Genomic DNA, 21,715 nt, shown 5'->3' on the forward strand with positions numbered 1-21,715 from the left:
GGCAGCGCCGTCACACCAACAACAGCACGGCCAGCACCAGTACGGCGCCCATGCCGATGGACGCGGCGTACCAGCGCAGCTTGCCGGTGACGGTCAACGCCACCAGACGGTTACCCAGCAGGGCCAAGGTGGCGCTCCAGCCCATCACCCGATCGGCCGGGTCCGGGCCGCTCAGGCGGGCCAGGGCCAGGAATGGCCGTACGAACAGGCGATCATAGAGCCAGTCAAAACCCCAGGCGTGCAGCCACAGACTGGCGACCGGGCGGCCGAGCGCGCTCTGGCCCAGCGCCGTGGTGAGGCGGCGCTCGCCGAGGAACAGCAGGGCCGACAGGGCAATGCCCGCTATCGCAACGATGCCAGACAATATTTCCAGGCTGTGGCGCCCCTCTTCGAGATGATCGCCGGGGCCGGCCGGCAGCACACCGGCCAGCGGCGGCACGATCAGGGCGCCCACCGCGGTGGAGAGCACCAGCAGCACCAGCAGCGGCAGATGATGGGCCAGCCCGTGGCCGGCGTGGGCTTGGATCTTCTCCTTACCGTGGAAGGCGATGAAGATCAGGCGGAAGGTGTAGAGGGAGGTAAGAAATGCCCCCACCAGACCGGCCAGCAGCAGGGTCTGTTGCCCCGAGGCCTGCACCTGCCACAAGATGGCGTCCTTACTGTAAAAGCCCGAGGTGACCAGCGGCAGGGCCGAGAGGGCCGCGCCCCCCACCAGGAAGCAGAGATAGACCAGCGGCAGGCTCTTTCTCAGCCCCCCCATGCGGAAGATGTTCTGTTCGTGGTGGCAGGCGAGGATCACCGAGCCCGACGAGAGGAACAGCAGCGCCTTGAAGAAGGCGTGGGTCATCAGGTGGAAGATGGCTCCCTGCCAGGCACCGACCCCGAGGGCCAGGAACATGTAGCCGATCTGGCTCATGGTTGAGTAGGCCAGGATGCGCTTGATGTCGGTCTGCACCAGGGCGGCGAAGCCGGCCAGCAGCAGGGTGATGGCCCCGACCACGCCGACCAGATGCAGCACGTCCGGCACCATCACAAACAGGCCGTGGGTGCGGGCGATGAGATAGACCCCTGCCGTCACCATGGTGGCCGCGTGGATCAGCGCCGAGACCGGGGTCGGGCCGGCCATGGCGTCGGCCAGCCAGGTTTGCAGCGGTAGCTGGGCGGACTTACCAACCGCGCCGCCGAGCAGCATCAGGCAGGCCAGTTCGAGGGCTGGCGAGCCCTGCTCGAGCATGGCAGGAGCGCGCACCAGCAGCTCGTGTACGTTGAGGGTGCCGAGCTCCCGGTAGAGGATGAACAGGCCGATGGCGAGGAAAACGTCGCCCACCCGGGTCACCACGAACGCCTTGAGGGCGGCAGCGCCGTTGTTACGATCTCGGTAGTAGAAGCCGATCAGCAGGTAGCTGCACAGCCCCACCCCTTCCCAGCCCAGGTAGACAAACAGCAGGTTGTCGGCCAGCACCAGGAAGATCATGCTGGCGATGAAGAGGTTGGTGTAGGCGAAGAAGCGCGAATACCCCTCTTCGCCGCGCATGTACCAAGAGGCGAACAGGTGGATGAAGAAGCCCACCCCAGTGACCACCCCCATCATGGTGAGCGAGAGCCCATCCAGTGACAGGGTGAAGGCGGGGGTGAAGTTGCCGACGGCAATCCACTGCCACAGGGTCTGGCTGAAGACGCCCCCCTCGGGCGGGTTACCGATAAAATCGATGCCGACCCACAGGGTGGTGAGCGCCGAGAGGCCGATGCTGCCCACGCCGACCAGCGCGGCACGTTGCTCGCTCCAGCGGCCCTGGGAGAAGGCCAGCAGCAGCCAGCCGAGCAAGGGGTAAACGAAAGTCAGGGTTAGCAGGCTCATCCGCGCATCTCGCTCACAGTATCCACGTTCAGGGTGTGGTAACGACGGTAGAGCAGCAGCACCAGCGCCAGTCCGATACTGGCCTCGGCGGCTGCCAGGGAAATCACCAGGATGTACATGATCTGGCCGTCAGGTTGCAGCCAGCGGCTACCGGCCACCACGAAGGCCAGCGCCGAGGCGTTCATCATGATCTCGATGCTCATCAGGATGAACAGCAGGTTGCGCCGGATCAGCAGACCGCACAGGCCGATGCAAAAGAGGACGGCTGCCAGCAGCAGGCCATGCTCCATGGGAATGTTGATCACGCCTCACCTCCTTGTTGTTCTTTCTGTTTCGGCACCGAAAGCACCTCGCCCGGCTTCTCCTCGCGCCCCAGGTGCCAGGCGGTGATAAGACCGGCCAGCAGCAGGATGGAGGCGAGCTCGACGGCGATGACATAGGGGCCGAACAGGCTGATGCCCACCTGCTTGGCGGTCACCTCGGCGCTGCCGAGCTGGCCGCCGGTCACCCCGAGGATGCCGTAGGCGAGAAACGCCAGCAGCAGGGTCGAGAGCAGGGCCGGGCCGACCCAGGTGGCCGGAGAGAGCCACTGCTTCTCCTGCTCCTTGGCCGAGCCGAGGTTGAGCATCATCACCACGAACACGAACAGCACCATGATGGCGCCGGCATAGACGATCACCTGCATGGCCCCGGCGAACGAGGCGCCCAAGGTGAAGAAGATGATGGCCACCGCGATGAGGGAGACGATGAGGTTTAGCAGCGCATGCATCGGGTTGCTGGTGCTAATGACCCTCAGGGTGGAGTAAACGGCGACCAATGCCGCCATGTAAAAAAGCAGTTCCATGCAGGCTCCTCAGGGCAACAGGCTCTTCACATCGATGGGCTTGGCCTCGTTCTCGGCGGCGCCCTTGGGCTTGCCGTCGATGGCCATCCCGCTCATGCGGTAGAAGTTGTAATCCGGGTACTTGCCCGGGCCGCTGATGAGGAGATCCTCTTTCTCGTACACCAGATCTTGGCGGCGATACTCGCCCATCTCGAAATCCGGGGTGAGCTGGATCGCCGTGGTCGGGCAGGCCTCCTCGCACAGACCGCAGAAGATGCAGCGCGAGAAGTTGATGCGAAAGAACTCCGGGTACCAGCGGCCGTCCTCGCGTTCGGACTTTTGCAGCGAGATGCAGCCGACCGGGCAGGCCACGGCGCACAGGTTGCACGCCACGCAGCGCTCGTCGCCGTCCGGATCGCGGGTCAGCACGATGCGGCCGCGATAGCGCGGAGGGAGCGGCACCGCCTGCTCCGGATAGTTCAGGGTTTCGCGCGGGCGCCAGGAGTGGGAAAACACCATGGCCAGGCTGCGCAGTTGGGAGCCGACCCCCTTGATAATACTGACGATCTTCATCTCATCTCGCCTCACGCATTGACCAACACCAGCGCCCCGGTGACCAGCATGTTGAGCAGGGTCAGGGGCAGACACACCTTCCAGCCGAACGCCATCACCTGATCGAAGCGCGGGCGTGGCAGGGAGGCCCGCAGCAGGATGAAGAAGACGATGAAACAGGCCGTCTTCAGGGCGAACCAGAGGATGGGGGGCAGCCAGGGGCCGTGCCAGCCGCCGAAGAAGAGGGTCACGATGAGCGAGGAGATCAGCACGATGCCGATGTACTCACCCACGAAGAACAGACCCCACTTCATGCCGGCGTACTCGATGTGGTAGCCGTCGGCCAGCTCCTGCTCGGCTTCCGGTTGATCGAAAGGGTGACGGTGGGTCACCGCCACACCGGCGAACAGGAAGGTAATGAAGCCGAGGAACTGGGGCACTATGTTCCACAGTCCCGCCTGGGCCTCGACGATGTCGCGCAGGTTGAAGCTGCCGGTCTGGATGACGATGCCCATCAGCGACAGACCGAGGAACACCTCGTAGGAGAGGGTCTGGGCCGAGGCACGCAGGCTGCCGAGCAGGGAGTACTTGTTGTTGCTCGACCAGCCGGCAAACAGCACCGCGTACACCGCCATCCCGGCGATGGCCAGGATGTAGAGCAGGCCGACATTGAGATCGGCAACGCCCCAGGTGGGGGTCACCGGCACCACGGCGAAGGCCAGGATGAAGGCGGTGAAGGCGATGATGGGCGCCAGCACAAACAGGCGGCGATCGGCGAACGGCGGGATCCAGTCCTCCTTGAAGAACATCTTGATCATGTCCGCCGCCAGTTGCAGCAGGCCAAACGGGCCCACCCGGTTGGGGCCGTGGCGATCCTGCCACAGCCCCAGCAGGCGCCGCTCGATGAAGCTCATGAAGGCGCCGGCCCCGATCACGGCCACCAGGATCACCAGCGCCTTGCCCACCTCCATCAGCAGGTTCAGCAGTTCGTCGCTCATGCGATCGCCTCCTTGAGATCGTGAAGCACGGCGTGGTGCATGGCGGTCGGCAGCCCCTCCATGCCAAGCGGCAGGCCGACCAGACCGGTCGGGAAGTGCTCGCTCACCCGCACCAGGCATTGCCAGTGGTTACCGCCCCAGCTGAAGGCGATCTTCTGGCCATCTTGCACTTGCAGGCGGGCGGCATCGGCCGGGCTCAGCAGCCCTTCCGGCACGCCCATGCGCTGCTGGAAGACCGGGCTTTTGGCCGAGAGCTCCTCGCTGCCGAACAGGCGGGCGAGGCTCACCACCTGCAACCCGCTGGTGGGGGCGCTGAAGGGGGCCGGTGCCTGGAACCAAGTCAGGGTGTCGTGACCCGGCTCAATCAGGCGGCGACCGGGGTCGCCGGCGCGCAGGTGGCCGCCCACTTCGTCCTGGAATTTGTTCCAGGCCGACGGCGAGTTCCACCCCGGCGCCCAGGCAAACGGCACTTGGGAGAGCGGTTGGCGGGCACCGGCGTAGCCTTCCATGGAGAAGACGAACGGCGAGTCTTGATCCTGCGCCACCCGCGGCTCGTGCACGTTGCGATCGGCCAGCATGGAGGTGCGGCCGCTGTAGCGGTGCGGCTCACGGGCCAGCTTCATGCCACGGATGCGCAGACCGGCGTTGGGGGCCGGCTCGGTCATCGGGGCCAGTACCGGATAGGCGTCGATGCAGGCGTGGCAGACGTCGCTCCACGTGGACCAGCGCGGCGCCTCGCCGAGTACGGCGCCTTCCAGTGCGCTCAACCAGCGCCAGCTCTCCTGTATCAGCACGTCCGGCTGATACCAGTGGGGATCGAACACCTGGAACAGGCGCTGGGCGCGCCCCTCCATGTTGATCTGGGTGCCATCCCCTTCGGCGAAGGTGGCGGCCGGCAGCACCAGGTTGGCCCGCGCTGTGGTGGCGGTCTCTTGATGATCGATGACGATGAGCTGGTGCAGTCGGCTCAGCGCGGCATCGACCCGCTCACGCGGGGCGCGGCGATAGAGATCGTTTTCCAGCACCAGCAGGGTTTGGTCTGCCTCGCTCTCGATGGCCTCGAAGGCGGCCTCGAGCGGCATACCGCCGAGCATGGCCAGCCCCAGGGAGTTGACCTCGGCGCCGACCAGCGCCAGCTCTGCCTCCTGACCGCGCTGCTTGAGGGCGCGGGAGAGGTTGGCAGCCGCCTCAATCAGCGCCGGGGTGCGCGCCTGGGCGCCGGCGATGATGAGCGGTTTCTTGGCGCCGGCCAGCAGCTCGGCCCACTGGTGGGCCAGGGCCGCGGTGGCCTCGTCCAGATCGGTGACCGCGGGGGCGCTGTCACAGAGCTGGTGGGCGATGGCAAAGCCGAGGCGGGCCTGGTCGAGCGGGGCGCCGTGCCAAGTGGCCTCGGCCACGTCGTCCAACCGGCTCGGGTGGGTGCCGGTGATGAGCAGCGGCCAGCGATCGTGCTGACCCAGGGTCGCCACGGCGGCGACCTGCCACAGGTCGACCTTCATTGCCTTGGCCTTGGCGCGCGCCTTGCCCTTGACCGCCTGGCGCAGGGCCAGTGCGATGCGGGCGGCACTCTGGGTGACGTCTTCGCCGAGGATCAGGATGGCGTCGGCCTCCTCCATGTCGCGCAGGCTCGGGGTGCGCACGCCGCTCTCGGTCAGCACGGTGTGCATCAGGGTCAGGCACTCCCACTCGCTGCGCTCGATGCCGCTGGAGAAGCGCTCGGCGCCGACCAGCTCGCGCAGGGCAAAGTTGCTCTCGAGGCTGGCACGCGGCGAGCCGATGCCGATCACGCCACGGGCCGAACGCAGGGCGTCGGCGGCGCGGTTGATTCCGCCCTCGCGGGTGATGCTGAGGTGGCTGTCACCGTCGCGCAGCAGCGGCTGGCGCGGCCGGTCTTCCCGGTTGACCCAGCCATAGCCGAAGCGGCCGCGGTCGCACAGGAAGTAGTGGTTGATGGCGCCGTGGTAGCGGTTCTCGATGCGGCGCAGCTCGCCGTAGCGCTCACCTGGGCTGATGTTGCAGCCCACCGAGCACTGCTGGCAGACGCTGGGGGCGAACTGCATGTCCCATTTGCGGTTGAACCGCTCGGAGTGGGTCTTGTCGGTGAACACCCCGGTCGGGCAGACCTCGACCAGGTTGCCGGAGAACTCGCTCTCCAGGGTGCCGCTCTCGACCCGGCCGAAGTAGACGTTGTCGTGGGCGCCGTAGACGCCGAGATCCTCGCCACCGGCATAGTCCTTGTAGTAACGGACGCAGCGGTAACAGGCGATGCAGCGGTTCATCTCGTGGGCCACGAAGGGGCCGAGATCTTGATTCTGGTGGGTGCGCTTGGTGAAGCGGTAGCTGCGGCTGTTATGGCCTGTCATCACCGTCATGTCTTGCAGGTGACAGGCGCCCCCCTCTTCGCACACCGGGCAGTCGTGGGGGTGGTTGGTCATCAGCCACTCCACCACGCTCTGGCGGAACTCTTTCGCCTCTTCGTCTTCAATGGCGATATAGGTGCCGTCGCTGGCCGGGGTCATGCATGACATGACCAGGCGGCCGCGCTTGTCATCGGCATTTTGATACTGTTTTACCGCACACTGGCGGCAGGCGCCGACGCTGCCAAGCGCCGGGTGCCAGCAGAAATAGGGGATATCCAGGCCAAGGGAGAGACAGGCTTGCAGCAGGTTGTCTGCTCCGTCGACTTCGTATTCCTTGCCATCAACATGAATGGTTGCCATACAGCATGATTCCTTCGCAACGAACTACCGGTACGGGTGGGATTGATGCGAGCCCGGAGCCTTCCGGGCCGCTTCCTACCAGCGTTGATCCAGCAGGTTGGGCTGTACGCCCTTGATTGCCTTACGGTTGTCACCCGTACCCTTGATCCCTGCCTCGAACTCCGAGCGGAAGTACTTGATGGCGCTGCCGAGTGGCTCGACGGCGCCGGGGGCGTGGGCACAGAAGGTCTTGCCCGGGCCGAGCTGGCGGCACAGGCGCTCCAGGGTCTCGATATCGCCGCTTTGTCCCTCGCCGAGTTCGATGGCGCGCAGCAGCTTGACGCTCCACGGCAGGCCGTCACGGCATGGGGTGCACCAGCCGCACGATTCGCGGGCGAAGAACTCCTCCATGTTGCGCAGCAACGAGACCATGTTGATGCTGTCGTCCACCGCCATGGCGAGGCCGGTTCCCATCCGGGTGCCGACCTTGCCGATACCGGCGGTGTACATCTGGGCATCGAGGTGCTCGGGCAGCAGGAAGCCGGTGCCGGCGCCGCCCGGCTGCCACGCCTTGAGGCGATAGCCGTCGCGCATGCCGCCGGCATACTCCTCGAACAGCTCGCGGGCCGTGATGCCAAAAGGCAGCTCCCACAGCCCTGGGTTTTTCACCTTGCCGGAGAAGCCCATCAGCTTGGTGCCGTGATCCTCAGAGCCGGCCAGTGCCAGCCCCTGGTACCAGGTCACGCCGTTGCCGACGATGGCCGGCACGTTGCACAGGGTCTCGACGTTGTTGACGCAGGTAGGCTTGCCCCAGACGCCGGAGACGGCGGGGAAGGGGGGTTTGGCACGCGGGTTGGCTCGGCGCCCCTCCAGCGAGTTGATGAGGGCCGTCTCCTCGCCGCAGATGTAGCGGCCGGCGCCGGTGTGCACAAACAGCTCGAAGTCAAAGCCCGAGCCGAGGATGTTCTTGCCGAGCAGGCCGGCGGCCTTGGCCTCGATCACCGCGCGGCGCAGGTTGGCTGCCGCATCGACGTACTCACCGCGCAGGAAGATGTAGCCGCGGTAGGCCTTCAGCGCCTTGGCACTGATGATCATCCCCTCGATCAGCAGGTGGGGCAGTTGCTCCATCAGCAGCCGATCCTTGTAGGTGTTGGGCTCCATCTCGTCGGCGTTGCACAGCAGGTAGCGCAGGTTCAGGCTCTCGTCCTTAGGCATCAACCCCCACTTCACGCCGGTCGGGAAGCCGGCGCCGCCACGCCCCTTGAGGCCGGCATCCTTGACGGTGCCGACGATCTCGTCCGGGCTCATCTGGGTGAGGGCCTTGCGGGCGGCGTCGTAGCCCTGCTTGCTCTGGTATTCGTCCAGCCACACCGGCTGGCCGTCATCGCGCAGCCGCCAGGTGAGCGGGTGGGTCTCGGCCGCGCGCGCCGTGCGGTTGGCGGTGCCCAGTGAGGAGAGTCTCATTGGTAGCCCTCCAGCGTCTGCTTGAGCGCGGCGGCATCCAGGCCACCGTAGGTGTCATCGTCGATCATCATGGCCGGCCCCTTGTCGCAGTTGCCGAGGCAACAGACCGGCAGCAGGGTGAAGCGGCCGTCGCTGCTGGTCTGGCCCGGTGCTATCCCGAGTTCGTCCTTGAGGGTGGCGAGCACCCCCTCATGGCCGTTGATGTAGCAGACCATGCTGTCGCAGACGCGGATGATGTGGCGCCCAACCGGCTGGCGGAAGATCTGGCTGTAGAAGGTGGCGACCCCCTCCACGTCGCTGGCCGGGATCCCCAGCTCGGCGGCGATGGCGGGAATGGCGCCGTCGGGCACCCAGCCGCGGGCCTGCTGCACTATCTTGAGTGCCTCGATGCTGGCGGCCCTGGGGTCCTCGTAGTGGTGTTTTTCATGGGTGATGGCATCACGCTCGGCGTCGGAGAGGACGAAGGCGTCCTTGCCCTGGCACCCGTGTGCATCTTGTTGTAATGCGCCGCTTTGGCACTGACATTGCTGGTGGCTCATGGCTTAGCGATCCACATCCGACATAACGAAATCGATACTGCCCAGATAGACGATGAGATCTGACACCATCTGGCCGCGGATCACCGAGGGGATCTGCTGCAAGTGGGCAAAACTCGGTGTCCGCACCCGGGTGCGGTAGCTCATGGTGGAGCCGTCACTGGTCAGGTAGTAGCTGTTGACCCCCTTGGTCGCCTCGATCATCTGGAATGACTCGGCGGCGGGCATCACAGGCCCCCATGACACTTGCAGGAAGTGGTTGATGAGGGTCTCGATGTGTTGCAGGGTGCGCTCCTTCGGAGGGGGCGTGGTGAGCGGGTGATCGGCCTTGAACGGCCCCTCCGGCATGTGCTCGACGCACTGAGCGATGATGCGCATGCTCTGGCGCATCTCCTCAAGACGCACCAGGGCGCGATCGTAAGCATCACCGTTGGCGCCCACCGGCACCTCGAACTCGAACTGGTCGTAGCCCGAGTAGGGACGCCACTTGCGGATATCGAAATTGAGGCCGGTGGCACGCAGGCCGCCGCCGGTCGTGCCCCAGGCCAGCGCCTGCTCGGTCGAGTAGGCGGCGACGCCTATGGTGCGCCCCTTAAGGATGCTGTTGCGCATGGCCGCCTTCTCGTAATCCTTGAGGCGGGCGGGCAGCCAGTCGAGCAGGTTCTCCTTGATGAGCTGGCGCCACCCTTTGGGCAGGTCGTGCGCTACCCCTCCGATGCGGAACCAGGCCGGGTGCATCCGCGCCCCGGTGATCGCCTCGATGATGTTGTAGATGCGCTGGCGGTCGGTGAAGGTGAAAAAGACCGGGGTCATGGCCCCCACGTCTTGGATGTAGGTACCGATGAACAACAGGTGGCTCTGGATGCGGAACAGCTCGGCCAACATCACCCGGATCATGTCGACCCGCTGCGGCACCTTGATGCCGGCCAGCTTCTCGACCGAGAGCACGTAGGGGAGGTTGTTCATCACGCCGCCCAGGTACTCGACCCGGTCGGTGTAGGGGATGTAGCTGTGCCAGGACTGGCGCTCGCCCATCTTCTCGGCGCCGCGGTGGTGATAACCGATATCGGGCACGCAATCGCGGATCTCTTCGCCGTCGAGTTGCAGCACCAGGCGAAACGCTCCGTGGGCGGAGGGATGGTTCGGGCCGAGGTTCAGGAACATGTAGTCCTCGTTCTCGTTGCCACGGGCCATGCCCCACTCTTCGGGCTTGAACAGCAGGTTCTCCTGCTCCATGTCTTGCTTGGCGGCATCGAGCATGAAGGGGTCAAATTCGGTGGCGCGCGCCGGGTAGTCTTTGCGCAGCGGGTGCCCTTGCCAGCTCTTGGGCATCATGATGCGGGTCAGGTGCGGGTGGCCGTCGAAGGTGATCCCCAGCAGATCCCACACCTCGCGCTCGTACCAGTTGGCGTTGGGGAACTCGCCGGTGGCGGTCGGCAGGTGCAGATCGCTCTCTTGCAGCGCCACCTTGAGCATCAGATCGCTGTTACGGTCGATGGAGATCAGGTGATAGAAGACGGTGAAGTCGGCCGCCGGTAGCCCTTCGCGGTGGCTGCGCATCCGCTCGTCGACCCCGTGCAGGTCGTAGAGCATCACAAACGGCTTGGGTTGGTGCTTGACGAAACGCAGCACGTCGATGAGCAGCTCGCGCGGCAGCCAGAGCACCGGCACCCCGGTGCGGGTGCTCTGCACGGTGAAGCGTTCGGCCCCGAAGTGGGCGAACAGTTCACCCAAGATCGGCGCGTCCAGATGGTCGCTCGGTTGCCAGAGCGCCATCGCGGGATTGGTCGGAAATTGGTTGGTCAGTCGCATATCAGCTCTCGTCCGGGGTGCGCAGGTTCTTCACGGCGATCCGCTCGCCACGCTTGCGTTCTTTGAGCGCTTCCAGTTGGGGGCGGTAGATCCCCTGATCGCCGGCGACCCAGGAGAGGGGGCGGCGCTCCTTACCAATGGAGTCCTGCAACAGCATCAGGGCTTCGAGGAAGGCCTCGGGACGGGGCGGGCAGCCCGGAATGTAGACGTCGACCGGCAGGAATTTGTCGACCCCCTGCACCACGGAGTAGATGTCATACATGCCCCCTGAGTTGGCACAGGCACCCATGGAGATGACCCACTTGGGCTCGAGCAGTTGCTCGTAGAGGCGCTGGATGACCGGGGCCATCTTGATGAAGGGGGTGCCGGCGATCACCATGAAGTCCGCCTGGCGCGGCGAGGCACGGATGACCTCGGCTCCGAAGCGGGCCACGTCGTGGGGAGAGGTGAAGGCGGTACACATCTCCACATAGCAGCAGGAGATGCCGAAGTTATAGGGCCACAGTGAGTTCTTGCGGCCCCAGTTGACGGCGTCGTGCAACACCTCCTCCACCCGCCCGAGCAGGATGCCCCGCTCGGCATGCTGGGCCAGAGGGTCGTCTACGGTCTGGCGTTGTTCTTGCGGATAGCGCTCGATGGGCGCGTCTGGGTCGATCCGGGTCAGGGTGTACTTCATGCGCAAACCTCAGAAAAGGCGTTAATCCTGGTGCTGGTTGAGCGGCTTTTTCTTGGGCGACCACTCGAGGGCGCCGATACGCCACAGATAGAGTAGGCCGACCAGTAGCAACACAATGAAAATGGCGGCTTCGGCAAAGCCGACCCAGCCGCTCTCGCGCACCGAGACCGACCAGGCAAAGAGATAGAGGGCTTCAACGTCGAAGATGACGAAGAACATGGCAACCAGATAGAACTTGGCAGAAAAGCGTAAGCGGGCGTTGCCGACAGAGTCGACGCCCGATTCGAAAGGCTTGTTCTTGGCTCGCCCCTTGGCGCGGCCACCCAGCAGGGCTGCGAGGCCGATCATGGTGAAGCAAATGGCAAAAGCGCCAATCACATAGACAGTGAAAGCCCAGTGTTGCGCTATGACTCCAGACAACATATGCGGTGTTCCCTACCGAAGAGTGAAACGGCAGGGTAATGATGTCATCTTATGTAACTGCTTGATAGCGCAACGTGACGCATTTGTGATGCTTTTTAATTAATCGTAACGCTTGATGGTGGTCATGTTTTTATTTGGTAAATAAAAACACTTCTCATTTGAAGGGGCTTTACCTATGTTGAGACGCTAGTGGAGCATAGGAAGCTGCTGCTCGCTGGGGGAGCCCTGCGACAAGGTGATCTCGACGCGGCGGTTGGCCTGGCGATGCTCCGGGTTGTCATTGGCAAAGCGGGGCTGGGCATCGGCGCGGCCTTGAGCGACAACGCGGCTGGCGGCGAGATCCTTGTTGGTGATCAGGGTGTGTACCACGGCGGCGGCGCGCAGTACCGAAAGTTCCCAATTGTCCCGGTAAAGCTCGGCAGGGGGCGTGGAGTTGTCGGTATGTCCAGTCACGGTGACGGAGCCCGGAATCGTGGTCAGCACAGTGGCGATCTTCTCCAGTAGCGGGATGAACTGGGGTTGCAAAAAGGCGGAATCGGCGGGAAACAGCGCCTTCTCACCGATGCGGATCACCAGCTGGCTACCGAGCTGTTCCACCTCGATCTCCTTGCTTTCGATCTGGCTCTTGAGGCTGTGCTCCAGCTTCTCTTTGCTCTGTTTGATCCAACCCTGGGTTTCCGGGCTGGGATGGGGCCAGGAGTTGGTCTGATCCGGTTTGGCCGACTGGCCTATGGTCTCATTGATGGGGTCGGAGGCGGGGGCGTGATCGCTCTCCATCACGCTCGGCTTGTTCTCGGTGCTGATGGTGCTGCGTGATTCTGGCTCAAGGATGCCGGTGCCGCCCTGCAAGACGGGGGAGCCGGCTGGCGGGGAGATGAGCCCAATCTTGCCGAGTGACTGGATAAAGCCCTGAATGATGACCCGCACCTCGGACTGCTTGGCCATGGCGAAGGAGTAGAGCACCACGAACAGGGCGAACAGCAGGGTCATGAAGTCGGCATAGGAGACCAGCCAGCGCTCATGATTCTCGGGCGCTTCAGCCTTTTTCTTTTTCATTGCCATCTTCTCCTGTGTAGGGGCTCAGGCTGATCTGCAGGCGCTGCTGAGATTCACCATCCATGATGCACATGATGCCGGTGAGGGTCATCTCCTTGTAGTGGCGGATCTGATGGGCAAAGGCTTTATAGCGGTTGCCGAAGGGGAGAAAGATGAGGTTGGCCGCCGATACCCCGTAGATGGTGGCGATAAAGGCCACGGCGATGGCGCCGCCGAGCTTGTCTGGGGCATCCAGCAGTCCCATGGCGTGGATCAGGCCAAACACAGCCCCGACGATCCCCATGGTGGGGCAGTAGCCGCCCATGGCCTCATAGAATTTGACGGTCTGCTCTATGTCTTCGTGCTCGAACTCGATCTCGTTCTCCAGCACTTCGTGGATCTTCTCTTTCTCATAGCCGTCGACCATCATCTGGATCCCCTTGCGCAGGAAGGGATCCTGGATCTGATCGAGCATGCCCTCCAGCGCCAGCATGCCATTGCGGCGGGCATTGCCTGCCAGCTCTTGCAGCAGTTCGGATTGGGCACGCAGGTCGGTGCGCAGGGGGCTTATCAGCCACTTGAAGCGTTTCATGGAGGCGCCGATGACCGAGAAGGGAAATTGGGTCATGGCTGCGCCTATGGTTCCCCCGATCACGATCATGAAGGCCGGCAGGTCAAGCAGGGCGCTCGGGTGACCGCCCTCGATCATGTTGCCACCGAGGATCACGAGGACGGCAAACAGTACACCAATCAAACTCATTGCTGCGTATCCTTTGCGTCAAATGTCATGAGTTTCGCCAGGCCACACCTGGCTGCGAAGAGCCGGCAGGGCCCGCCATGGTAAGTCGAAGCATGATCTATATCCATATATGAAACAACAGATTAATTCTGCATTGAGTGATAAGTCATGATTTCGTTTCCGACTTGCTGTGGGGACGAAAAAGGAGGGGGAAAGAAGATGCGCAGTGTCGTGGATAGCCTTCTCCTTTTACTAGTTTGGGTTTCGTATGGGGCTGATTTAAGTTGACTGTGGTTAACCAAGGGGCTGGTGCGCCACAGGCCAGGACGGCACTCGGGTTAGCGGTGTGAGCGGGAGGAGATGTGCCTTGAATTTCTTGGCATGAGGATGTGGTTATATCCGTCTGAATTGGTGAGATATATCGAATGATGCTGCATTGGCGACATCATTTGTCTGTATGTGACGTGATTTTTAATCTTTGTGGCGGCGCTCACCAAAATGTAAACTGGTTGTTTCATTTTCTTGTTGTCCTAACCACTATGTCTCCAATGACGCCCTTCGGAGGGATAGTATGGCGTGCAAGGTGGGACTTTCTATCCTGTGTGAACTGGCAGAATTTGGCCTTTACCGGGAGTTTGTCCGCTGTCGGGATGAGGCGCCGGATAGTGAAGAGGTGTGCATCGCCGAGTTGACGGGGATGTTGGTGTCACCGCTAGGTGGGGGACACTGGCTGCTTGATGATGGTTCCCGCCTCTGGGTTATCCTGCTACCAGGGCCGGAGGGATACAGGCCAGGACAGTTTGTCACCGCGATGCAGTGCTGGGTGCTTCGTCATGGCATCCATACCCGGCTTTGGGCTGGTGAGTGTCGTGATTGGAAACAAGAGGTGCAGGAGCCACAGAACTGAGAGATATCTCTCAGTTCTGTGTGTAGAGGCTATGTAAAACGTTTGCGCGCCGTTATTATCGCTGTTGCCAATTTAGAAGGTGTCCCCTTCTAAAGTTTCTTGCGGCGTAAGTCGCAATTCCGTAGCACCTTTTTCAAGGCCCACTATCTCAAGATAGTGGGCCTCGTTTTTTCAGCCGGAATAGTGACCGATGTTGGGACGACGGCTCGGCCCTGCGAGGTGAATGTCGACCGGATTGAAGGCCTTGATGGCTTCAAAGCTGAAGTCGCCGATGGCGCGGTGCAGGCTTTCCGGTGAGTGGTTGGTGATGAGAATGACACTTCGGGAGAGGTTGCGACGCCGGCGCAGCAGGTGGCCGAGGAAGCTGGACTGGCTTTCGGCCAGCTTGGCGCGGTTTGCCGCCACCTCATCGATGATCAGCAAATCGACCTCTTCCAAGGCTCGGCGGTACTGGTTGCGCTCCTCCTGATCTCCAATGACGTTGAAGAACAGGCGATCGACGATGGAGGCCCATTGCTGGAAGATCACCGACTTCTGGTGGCGTTCGATGAGTTCATGAGCCACCGCGCCAGCCAGAGTAGATTTACCGGTGCCATAGTCGCCATAGATGAGCATGCAGCCGCCGCCGCTCTTTTCCCAATGTTCGAAGCCGCTGATGAAGTAGCGAGCGGTTTCGATAGGGTATTGCAGGCTGGGATCGTCGTGATCCATGCGTTCAAACACCCACTCCGGGTTCAGGTCGGCTTGGGCGATGAGGCGCGAGATCCGCTCCTGACGCGCCTGTTTTTGCAGTTCGCGTACCTCGGCATTGGCTTTGGCCTCGTACTCTTTGCGCAGGGCCTCGTACTCGTAGTGTGAGCCGCCGGTCTCGCGTTGCAGGCGACGGATCCGATCCAGCAGTGTGCCGACATGGCGTTGCAGATCGGGATCATGGGGCTGGCGTCCTCGCTTTTTTTCGTGCTGGATCTGCTGGCGTTTGGCCTCGATGTCAGCCAGCGCCTCTTTCAGGGGATCCTGCTCATTGGACATCATCTTGTTCCTTTTGCTGGGTCAGGCGCTTGGCCTCTTCAATCATTTCCTGGGCCCGGCGGCTGGGGCCTGATTCGGCGACTGGCGGGCGGGCCTGCTGATAGCCTTGGGCGCCAGACTCTGCTGGGGGGCGGCGGATATAGCGCCGGGTCTTGATCGCCCGGACAAACTTGAGCATCCACTGATGCTGGTTTTCGAACACCTCAGGTCTCCCCAGCCAGTAGGCGATAAATTCGCCAAGTTCTTCCTCGCCGTAGCTGCAATCGATAACGCCACACAACCTAGCAAGGGCGGGCAGGGCATCATCGGGTCGCCAGTGCAGATGCATGGGGAAGGGGCGCTGGGGCAGTGGAGAGCTGGTCTCCTCCTCCAGCAGGGGCAATCGGAAGGTTTGCTGGTGATAGTGCTCACCGCTTTGCTCGCACTCGAGCAGCCCGGCCATGACCAGTTCATCGAGCAGGCCGGTCAGTTGCCTGGCATTGACCTGAAAGCTGAAACCGGAGGGATCGCCCGGATCCACGACCGCCAGGGCACGCCCAAGCACCGGGTAATTGATGACCCGGGGTTGATGCTCCAACCAGATCCGGCGCAGTTGCAGGCAGTAGAGCGTGCGGGCCGGGTGGGAGAGGCGGGGGTGTTCGAGCGCACTGTATTCGGCTGGGGTCATATGGCTTATTGGAGAAGGTTCCTGCGAGCATTATCCCCGAAGCGGGCGTTGCAGACAAACGAGCGCATCGTAGGGTGAAAATGCGCCCCTGTCGCAGGGGAAACGGAGTCGAACAGACCATCTACACCGAATTAATGGCGAACGATGGCCAACCGGCTGGCATGTTTTCTGACATAGAACGCTATTGACCGGAATATTATTCTCAGGCAATCGTGGTGCACGCCCTTTGAGCTGAACTAGTCTTAATGGCGATGCCTTCCCCTTTTCACCCTCTTGCCGAGCCGTCGCTGTATGTTGGAAACCGGAATCCGAATACTGGTCATCGAGGATGATGCGATCTTTCGCCATCAGCTGGTCTGCTATCTGGAGATCTGTGGGGCCCGTGTGTTCGAGGCCGAAGACGGGATTGAGGGGGTGGCTGCCGCCGCTTTGCATAAACCCGAGCTGGTGCTGTGTGATCTCAATATGCCGGCGATGGATGGCCATGAGGTGCTGGCTTGCCTGCGGGTGCGCTATCCCGAGCTGCCGATCATCGTGATTTCGGCCCAGAGCCGGATGGATGTGGTGGCACGGGTGCTCCGGGCGGGTGCCAGGGATTTTCTGATCAAACCCATCCGTGACTGGGAACTGGTGCGCTTTAGCATCGAACAATCCCTGAACCAGACCCCGAGTGCGATGCAGCAGCTTGAGCTGCTTGAGCACATGGATGCGCTGCGGCGCGACGATCGCCTGGCAACCCGTATGGTGAGGCAGCAGCTGGACTCGACCCTGCAGGAGTGGGGGCCGTGGCAGGTGACCAGCGAGGGGATGGGCCATCTGTTCATCGTCGAGAGCTTTCGGGTCTCCCGTTCCCTGCTCATCTTAGTGATGGAGCTGCCGCTGCTCGGGCAGGATGGCCCTTTCTGTTCGGCATTGGTCCGCATGTTGATGAACGGCCCTTATCGCCAGTATCAAGAGGGAGAGAGCCGGCTGTTAGAGCAGCCAGCGAAGCTGCTCAGTTATCTCAACTGGCACCTGTGTGAATCGGGGATCCGCCAGCCTGTCAGCGTGGCGGCGCTGCTCTTCTCACCCGATGACAACCTGCTGCTGGCTAATGCGGGTCTGGCCTCGCCCCACTGGTTGGCGCGTTGCGGTGGCATGCCACTTGGGCTACTGCGTGATACCGACTATCCCTTGCACCGCCGTAGTTGGCATGCCCCCTTCTCGCTACAGGTCAGCAATGAATCCGGGGCGGAACTCAATCTATGTATCCAGCATCAGCAGTAACAAAAAAGGGCGCCTAGGGCGCCCTCTCTCATTGAGATCCATCAGATGGTGGAAGCGTGTGGCTTCCCTTGATCTGCGGCCTCCTGATGGGTGGCCGGACCTTCGGCACCATGCATCCAGTAGACCAGACGGTTTGCCATCAGTAGCAACAAGACGGCGCTGATGGTGGCCGCCACGGCGATGCCACTGAAGATGGCTAGCGGGCCAGACTCGCCGACGAAGGAGCCGATAAAGCCTGCAATATAGTTGGCAAGGGCATTGAAGCCGAACCAGGCACCCATCATGAGGGAGGCCAGGCGCAGCGGAGCCAGCTTGGTCACCATGGAAAGACCGATGGGGGAGAGGCAGAGCTCGCCCAGGGTATGGAACAGGTAGGCGCCGATCAGCCAGAACATGGAGGTCTTGACGGTACTGTCACCACCTTGTTGCAGTACGGCTCCGACCATGAACAGGAAGCCGATAGCGAGGAACAGCAGACCCATAGCGAACTTGACCGGGGAGTTGGGTTCACGTTGTCCCAGTTTGACCCACACAGTGGCGATGATCGGTGCCAGTGTGATGATGAAGAAGGGGTTCAAGGACTGGAACCATGCGGCAGGGACTTCAAAACTGCCGATCATTCGGTCGGTGTACTCCTGGGTATAGAGGTTCATCAGCCCCCCGGCTTGTTCAAAACCGGCCCAGAAGATGATGGTGAACAGGCCAAGCACTAAGATGACCTTGATGCGATCCCTCTCCTGCTTGGTCAAGGGGCTCTTCTGTTTGTTCAGACTTTTTTCTACTGCACGCTTGGCTGCCGGCACGCGGCCGATATCACCCAGAAAGCGCTGGGCCATGGTGGCTTGCAGCAGCAGCGAGATCAGCATACCGATACCGGCACCGACGAAGGCAGCTTGCCAGCCGAAGGCATTGGCAGCGGCGCCACAGATCACGCCTGTCAGCAGGGAGCCGAGATTGATCCCCATATAGAAGATGGTGAAGGCACCATCACGGCGGTGATCTCCCTCTTCATAGAGGTCCCCCACCATGGTGGAGATGTTGGGCTTAAACAGACCGTTACCAATGATGAGCAGGGCAAGACCGGAATAGAAAACGGTGAAGACTTGATCTGGGAACAGGGAGTGGGGGAGGGCCAGGGTAAACTGACCGGCGGCCATCAGGGTCGCGCCTATCAGAATGGCTCGGCGTTGACCGAGGAAGGTATCGGCCAGCCAACCACCAATGAGCGGGGTGATGTAGACCAGACCGGTATAGATGCCGTAGAGCCGAAGTGCATCGGCTTCATTCCAGCCGAGACCGCCATTGGTAGTCTGGGCAGTGAGATAGAGAACCAGAACGGCACGCATGCCGTAGTAGGAGAATCGCTCCCATAGTTCGGTACTAAAGAGCAAAAAAAGCCCTTTAGGATGACCTAAGAAGGTCCCTTGAGACGGGGTTTGCATGGAACTTCCACCTGTGTTTACTGTTTTATTTGTGATTTTATGCAAGGGCTATGGAACTAGCCTCATTTCTTATAAAGCAATGGTGGGTTAATTACAAGAATATGATTTAACGTATTTTTATTATTTTTTTTATTGTTTTTTGTTGATTTAAAGAAAAAAGGGCATCGAATGATGCCCAGTTTTTTATGCTGATTTATTCAGAAATATTCAATTTTACAGTTGGTTGGCAAACGCTTTCAGCCAACTGATGAATTCACCATTAAGTTCGCGGTGACGTACCGCATACTCGACGTTGGCTTTCATGTACCCCATTTTGCTGCCGCAGTCGTGGCTCTTGCCTTTCAGGAAGTAGGCGTTGACCTGCTCCTGATTGATCAGCATGGCAATCGCATCGGTCAGCTGGATCTCGTCTCCGGCGCCAGGCGGAGTTTTCTCCAGCAGCGGCCAGATGTTCGAAGAGAGCACATAGCGGCCGACGACGGCGAGGTTAGATGGGGACTCATCCTTGGCTGGTTTTTCCACTATGGCCTGCATCGGCAATGACATACCGGCAGTTAATGTCTCGCCGTTGATGTCGGCAATACCATATTTGTCGACTTCGCTCTGCGGCACCTCTTCCACCATGATCTGGCTGACCCCCTGCTGCTCCTCGAACAGGCGAACCATCTCGGAGAGGTTGTCGCGGCTGGGGTCACTGGCGGCATCATCGAGCAGTACATCCGGCAGCAGTACGGCGAAGGGATTGTCACCAATTAGCGGACGGGCGCACAGGATGGCGTGGCCAAGACCTTTGGCTTCGCCTTGGCGCACATGCATGATGGTGACATCTTTCGGGCAGATGGCCTGTACTTCTGCCAGCAGCTGGCGTTTTACCCGCTTCTCTAGCGTCGCTTCCAGTTCGAAACTCTTGTCGAAATGGTTTTCAATGGAGTTCTTGCTTGAGTGGGTTACGAGGACGATCTCCTTGATCCCGGCGGCAATGGCTTCATTGACCACGTATTGGATCAGCGGCTTGTCGACAACCGGCAGCATTTCTTTGGGGATAGCTTTGGTGGCGGGCAGCATGCGGGTGCCAAGGCCGGCAACGGGAAGGATGGCTTTGCGAACTACGCTTGGCGTCTTTTTCATTGATGAGTCCCATTGGGAGAGTAAGTGCCGGCATCTTACTCCAAGAAGAAACGGGCGGCCACTGGCCGCCCGGGGGTTATTTTACGACGATGCTCTGCCGGTTCGACTCCAGGGTGGCCGGCCCGATACCGCTGACATCGGCCAGTTGTTCGACCGAGGTGAATTTGCCCTGCTTCTCCCGGTAATCAACGATCGCCTGCGCTTTCTTGGTTCCGATCCCCTTGAGTTGGGTTAATTGCTCGGTACTGGCGGTATTGATATTGATTTTGCCGGGACTGGTGGTCTCCACCACTGCGCTCTGGGGCTTGGCGGCGGGTTTCTCTGCGGCTTGCAGGCCGGTCAGGGGGAGGGCGGCCAGTAGCATGGCCAACAACAGATTCCGTGTCTTCATGGTGCATTCCTCGACGGTGGAAAAACCGTTTTAGGTTTAGGAGAGCGGTCTGTCGGGCCTATGTCAGATTTGACACGGGCATACCCCATCACGAATGGCTATAAGCCTGCGGTTGGCGCTGCTATATGATGGCAACATGATGAAAAATTGAGGAAAAATAAGATGATGCTAACCACTGAGCTGCGTGCTGCCGTCTGTCGCGTGGCACGCGCGGCCGGAGCGGAGATCCTCGATGTCTACGGGCAGGCGTTTGCCGTCGAGCACAAAGCCGACCATTCGCCTCTGACAGAAGCTGACCGCAGAGCCCATGACTGCATTGTTCAGGCCATGGCTGACCTGACCCCCACCATTTCGCTGCTCTCGGAAGAGTCCCCTGCCCAGGTGCAGGAAGCGCGTCGCCAATGGCATCGTTACTGGCTGGTGGATCCCCTTGATGGCACCAAGGAGTTTGTCTCCCGCAATGGGGAGTTCACCGTCAACATCGCATTGATTGAAGGGGAGCGAGTCGTATGGGGGGTGGTCTATGCCCCTGTGCTGGATGTTTTGTGGGAAGGGGGGCGCGAGCTGGGGGCGTGGCGCGAAGCACAAGGGGCGCGCAGTGCAATACGCACCGTCCCCCATCAGGAAGGGGAACGGTGGCGGGTTGTTGGCAGTCGCCACCACCTCAGTGCTGAAACGCTCGACTATCTGGCGCCGCTTGGAGATAACCTGGAGCTTATCTCCCTCGGCAGTTCGCTGAAACTGTGTCTGGTGGCCGAGGGCAAGGCGCACCTCTATCCGCGACTGGCCCCCACGTGTGAGTGGGATACGGCGGCGGCGCAGGCGGTGGTCGAAGGGGCGGGTGGTAAGGTGACCACCTTGGAAGGTGTCCCCCTTCGCTACAACAAGCCCGAGATCCTCAATCCCTGGTTTGTGGTCAGCGCGAGCGAATAAAAAAACACCGGGCAGTGCCCGGTGTTTTTTTAGAACACTTTCTTAAACGGCTTCACCGTCACCTGGGCGTAGACACCCGCGGCGACATAAGGATCGGCATTGGCCCAGGCGCGCGCCTCGGCATAGGAGGCAAATTCGGCGATCACGGTCGAGCCGGTAAAGCCTGCCTCGCCCGGATCTTCTGCATCGATGGCCGGGTTCGGGCCGGCAACCAGCAGTCGCCCCTCATTTTGCAGTGTTTGCAGGCGGGCCAGATGGGCCGGTCTGGCCTCTTTGCGCATGGGCAGGCTGCCCGGGACATCTTCGGCGTAGATCAGGTACCACATGTGACTCTCCT

21 protein-coding genes are annotated in these 21,715 nt (G+C 61.4%); 2 read left to right on the forward strand and 19 right to left on the reverse strand.

Going from position 1 to position 21,715, the window contains the following annotated elements; genetic code table 11:
* Positions 1 to 10: 10 nt before the first annotated feature.
* The 15 genes from nuoL to FE240_RS02665 form a co-directional block, all read right to left on the reverse strand.
* Positions 11 to 1,858: an NADH-quinone oxidoreductase subunit L gene (gene nuoL, locus FE240_RS02595; RefSeq protein WP_193003272.1), complete on the reverse strand. Its 1,848-nt coding sequence runs from the start codon at positions 1,856 to 1,858 to the stop codon at positions 11 to 13.
* Entirely contained in the window at positions 1,855 to 2,163 is a 309-nt protein-coding gene (nuoK, locus tag FE240_RS02600) for an NADH-quinone oxidoreductase subunit NuoK (protein ID WP_193003273.1), read from the reverse strand. The genes nuoL and nuoK overlap by 4 nt, the downstream gene beginning before the upstream one ends.
* On the reverse strand, positions 2,160 to 2,702 hold the full coding sequence (gene nuoJ, locus FE240_RS02605) for an NADH-quinone oxidoreductase subunit J (protein ID WP_193003274.1): 543 nt from the start codon (positions 2,700 to 2,702) through the stop codon (positions 2,160 to 2,162). The genes nuoK and nuoJ overlap by 4 nt, the downstream gene beginning before the upstream one ends.
* A 9-nt stretch (positions 2,703 to 2,711) precedes the next feature.
* Entirely contained in the window at positions 2,712 to 3,254 is a 543-nt protein-coding gene (gene nuoI / locus FE240_RS02610) for an NADH-quinone oxidoreductase subunit NuoI (protein ID WP_042048574.1), read from the reverse strand.
* Positions 3,255 to 3,265: 11 nt separating this feature from the next.
* Positions 3,266 to 4,231, reverse strand: coding sequence for an NADH-quinone oxidoreductase subunit NuoH (gene nuoH, locus FE240_RS02615; RefSeq protein ID WP_042048572.1), 966 nt, complete (start codon positions 4,229 to 4,231; stop codon positions 3,266 to 3,268).
* Positions 4,228 to 6,951 carry an NADH-quinone oxidoreductase subunit NuoG gene (gene nuoG, locus FE240_RS02620; RefSeq protein ID WP_193003275.1) on the reverse strand — a complete coding sequence of 908 codons (2,724 nt, stop codon included), beginning with the start codon at positions 6,949 to 6,951 and terminating at the stop codon, positions 4,228 to 4,230. Before nuoG ends, nuoH begins: the two co-directional genes overlap by 4 nt.
* A 75-nt stretch (positions 6,952 to 7,026) precedes the next feature.
* Positions 7,027 to 8,394 carry an NADH-quinone oxidoreductase subunit NuoF gene (nuoF, locus tag FE240_RS02625; RefSeq protein WP_193003276.1) on the reverse strand — a complete coding sequence of 456 codons (1,368 nt, stop codon included), beginning with the start codon at positions 8,392 to 8,394 and terminating at the stop codon, positions 7,027 to 7,029.
* Positions 8,391 to 8,933: an NADH-quinone oxidoreductase subunit NuoE gene (gene nuoE, locus FE240_RS02630; RefSeq protein ID WP_084214849.1), complete on the reverse strand. Its 543-nt coding sequence runs from the start codon at positions 8,931 to 8,933 to the stop codon at positions 8,391 to 8,393. Before nuoE ends, nuoF begins: the two co-directional genes overlap by 4 nt.
* Positions 8,934 to 8,936: 3 nt before the next feature.
* Positions 8,937 to 10,742 carry an NADH-quinone oxidoreductase subunit C/D gene (gene nuoC, locus FE240_RS02635; protein WP_193003277.1) on the reverse strand — a complete coding sequence of 602 codons (1,806 nt, stop codon included), beginning with the start codon at positions 10,740 to 10,742 and terminating at the stop codon, positions 8,937 to 8,939.
* A 1-nt stretch (position 10,743) separates the two neighbouring features.
* Positions 10,744 to 11,418 (reverse strand): NuoB/complex I 20 kDa subunit family protein, encoded by a 675-nt coding sequence (locus FE240_RS02640; protein ID WP_042048566.1) that lies wholly within the window; start codon positions 11,416 to 11,418, stop codon positions 10,744 to 10,746.
* 21 nt (positions 11,419 to 11,439) lie between these two features.
* Positions 11,440 to 11,841, reverse strand: coding sequence for an NADH-quinone oxidoreductase subunit A (locus FE240_RS02645; protein ID WP_193003278.1), 402 nt, complete (start codon positions 11,839 to 11,841; stop codon positions 11,440 to 11,442).
* Positions 11,842 to 12,027: 186 nt separating this feature from the next.
* Complete coding sequence (locus FE240_RS02650; protein WP_193003279.1) at positions 12,028 to 12,903, reverse strand: MotB family protein; 876 nt, start codon at positions 12,901 to 12,903, stop codon at positions 12,028 to 12,030.
* Positions 12,878 to 13,636, reverse strand: coding sequence for a flagellar motor protein (locus tag FE240_RS02655; protein WP_042048563.1), 759 nt, complete (start codon positions 13,634 to 13,636; stop codon positions 12,878 to 12,880). The genes FE240_RS02650 and FE240_RS02655 overlap by 26 nt, the downstream gene beginning before the upstream one ends.
* A 1,057-nt stretch (positions 13,637 to 14,693) precedes the next feature.
* On the reverse strand, positions 14,694 to 15,551 hold the full coding sequence (locus FE240_RS02660) for a DnaA ATPase domain-containing protein (RefSeq protein ID WP_193003280.1): 858 nt from the start codon (positions 15,549 to 15,551) through the stop codon (positions 14,694 to 14,696).
* Positions 15,541 to 16,218, reverse strand: coding sequence for a DnaT-like ssDNA-binding domain-containing protein (locus FE240_RS02665; RefSeq protein WP_193003281.1), 678 nt, complete (start codon positions 16,216 to 16,218; stop codon positions 15,541 to 15,543). The genes FE240_RS02660 and FE240_RS02665 overlap by 11 nt, the downstream gene beginning before the upstream one ends.
* A 291-nt stretch (positions 16,219 to 16,509) precedes the next feature.
* Between FE240_RS02665 and FE240_RS02670 the strand changes: the two genes are divergently transcribed.
* On the forward strand, positions 16,510 to 17,484 hold the full coding sequence (locus tag FE240_RS02670) for a response regulator (protein ID WP_193003282.1): 975 nt from the start codon (positions 16,510 to 16,512) through the stop codon (positions 17,482 to 17,484).
* A 41-nt stretch (positions 17,485 to 17,525) separates the two neighbouring features.
* Here the strand turns inward: FE240_RS02670 and FE240_RS02675 are convergent, their stop codons facing one another.
* The 3 genes from FE240_RS02675 to FE240_RS02685 form a co-directional block, all read right to left on the reverse strand.
* Positions 17,526 to 18,926 carry a peptide MFS transporter gene (locus FE240_RS02675; RefSeq protein WP_193003283.1) on the reverse strand — a complete coding sequence of 467 codons (1,401 nt, stop codon included), beginning with the start codon at positions 18,924 to 18,926 and terminating at the stop codon, positions 17,526 to 17,528.
* A gap of 213 nt (positions 18,927 to 19,139) precedes the next feature.
* Entirely contained in the window at positions 19,140 to 20,054 is a 915-nt protein-coding gene (gene galU / locus FE240_RS02680; RefSeq protein WP_193003284.1) for a UTP--glucose-1-phosphate uridylyltransferase GalU, read from the reverse strand.
* Positions 20,055 to 20,130: 76 nt separating this feature from the next.
* Positions 20,131 to 20,445, reverse strand: coding sequence for a ComEA family DNA-binding protein (locus FE240_RS02685; RefSeq protein ID WP_193003285.1), 315 nt, complete (start codon positions 20,443 to 20,445; stop codon positions 20,131 to 20,133).
* 162 nt (positions 20,446 to 20,607) lie between these two features.
* Between FE240_RS02685 and cysQ the strand changes: the two genes are divergently transcribed.
* Complete coding sequence (gene cysQ, locus FE240_RS02690) at positions 20,608 to 21,378, forward strand: 3'(2'),5'-bisphosphate nucleotidase CysQ (protein ID WP_193003286.1); 771 nt, start codon at positions 20,608 to 20,610, stop codon at positions 21,376 to 21,378.
* Positions 21,379 to 21,407: 29 nt separating this feature from the next.
* Here cysQ and FE240_RS02695 read toward each other — a convergent pair whose 3' ends face one another.
* Positions 21,408 to 21,704 carry a YciI family protein gene (locus FE240_RS02695; protein WP_042048552.1) on the reverse strand — a complete coding sequence of 99 codons (297 nt, stop codon included), beginning with the start codon at positions 21,702 to 21,704 and terminating at the stop codon, positions 21,408 to 21,410.
* Between the last annotated feature and the right edge of the window lie 11 nt (positions 21,705 to 21,715).

The organism is Aeromonas simiae (genome assembly GCF_014892695.1).
Taxonomy (GTDB): Bacteria; Pseudomonadota; Gammaproteobacteria; order Enterobacterales; family Aeromonadaceae; genus Aeromonas; species Aeromonas simiae.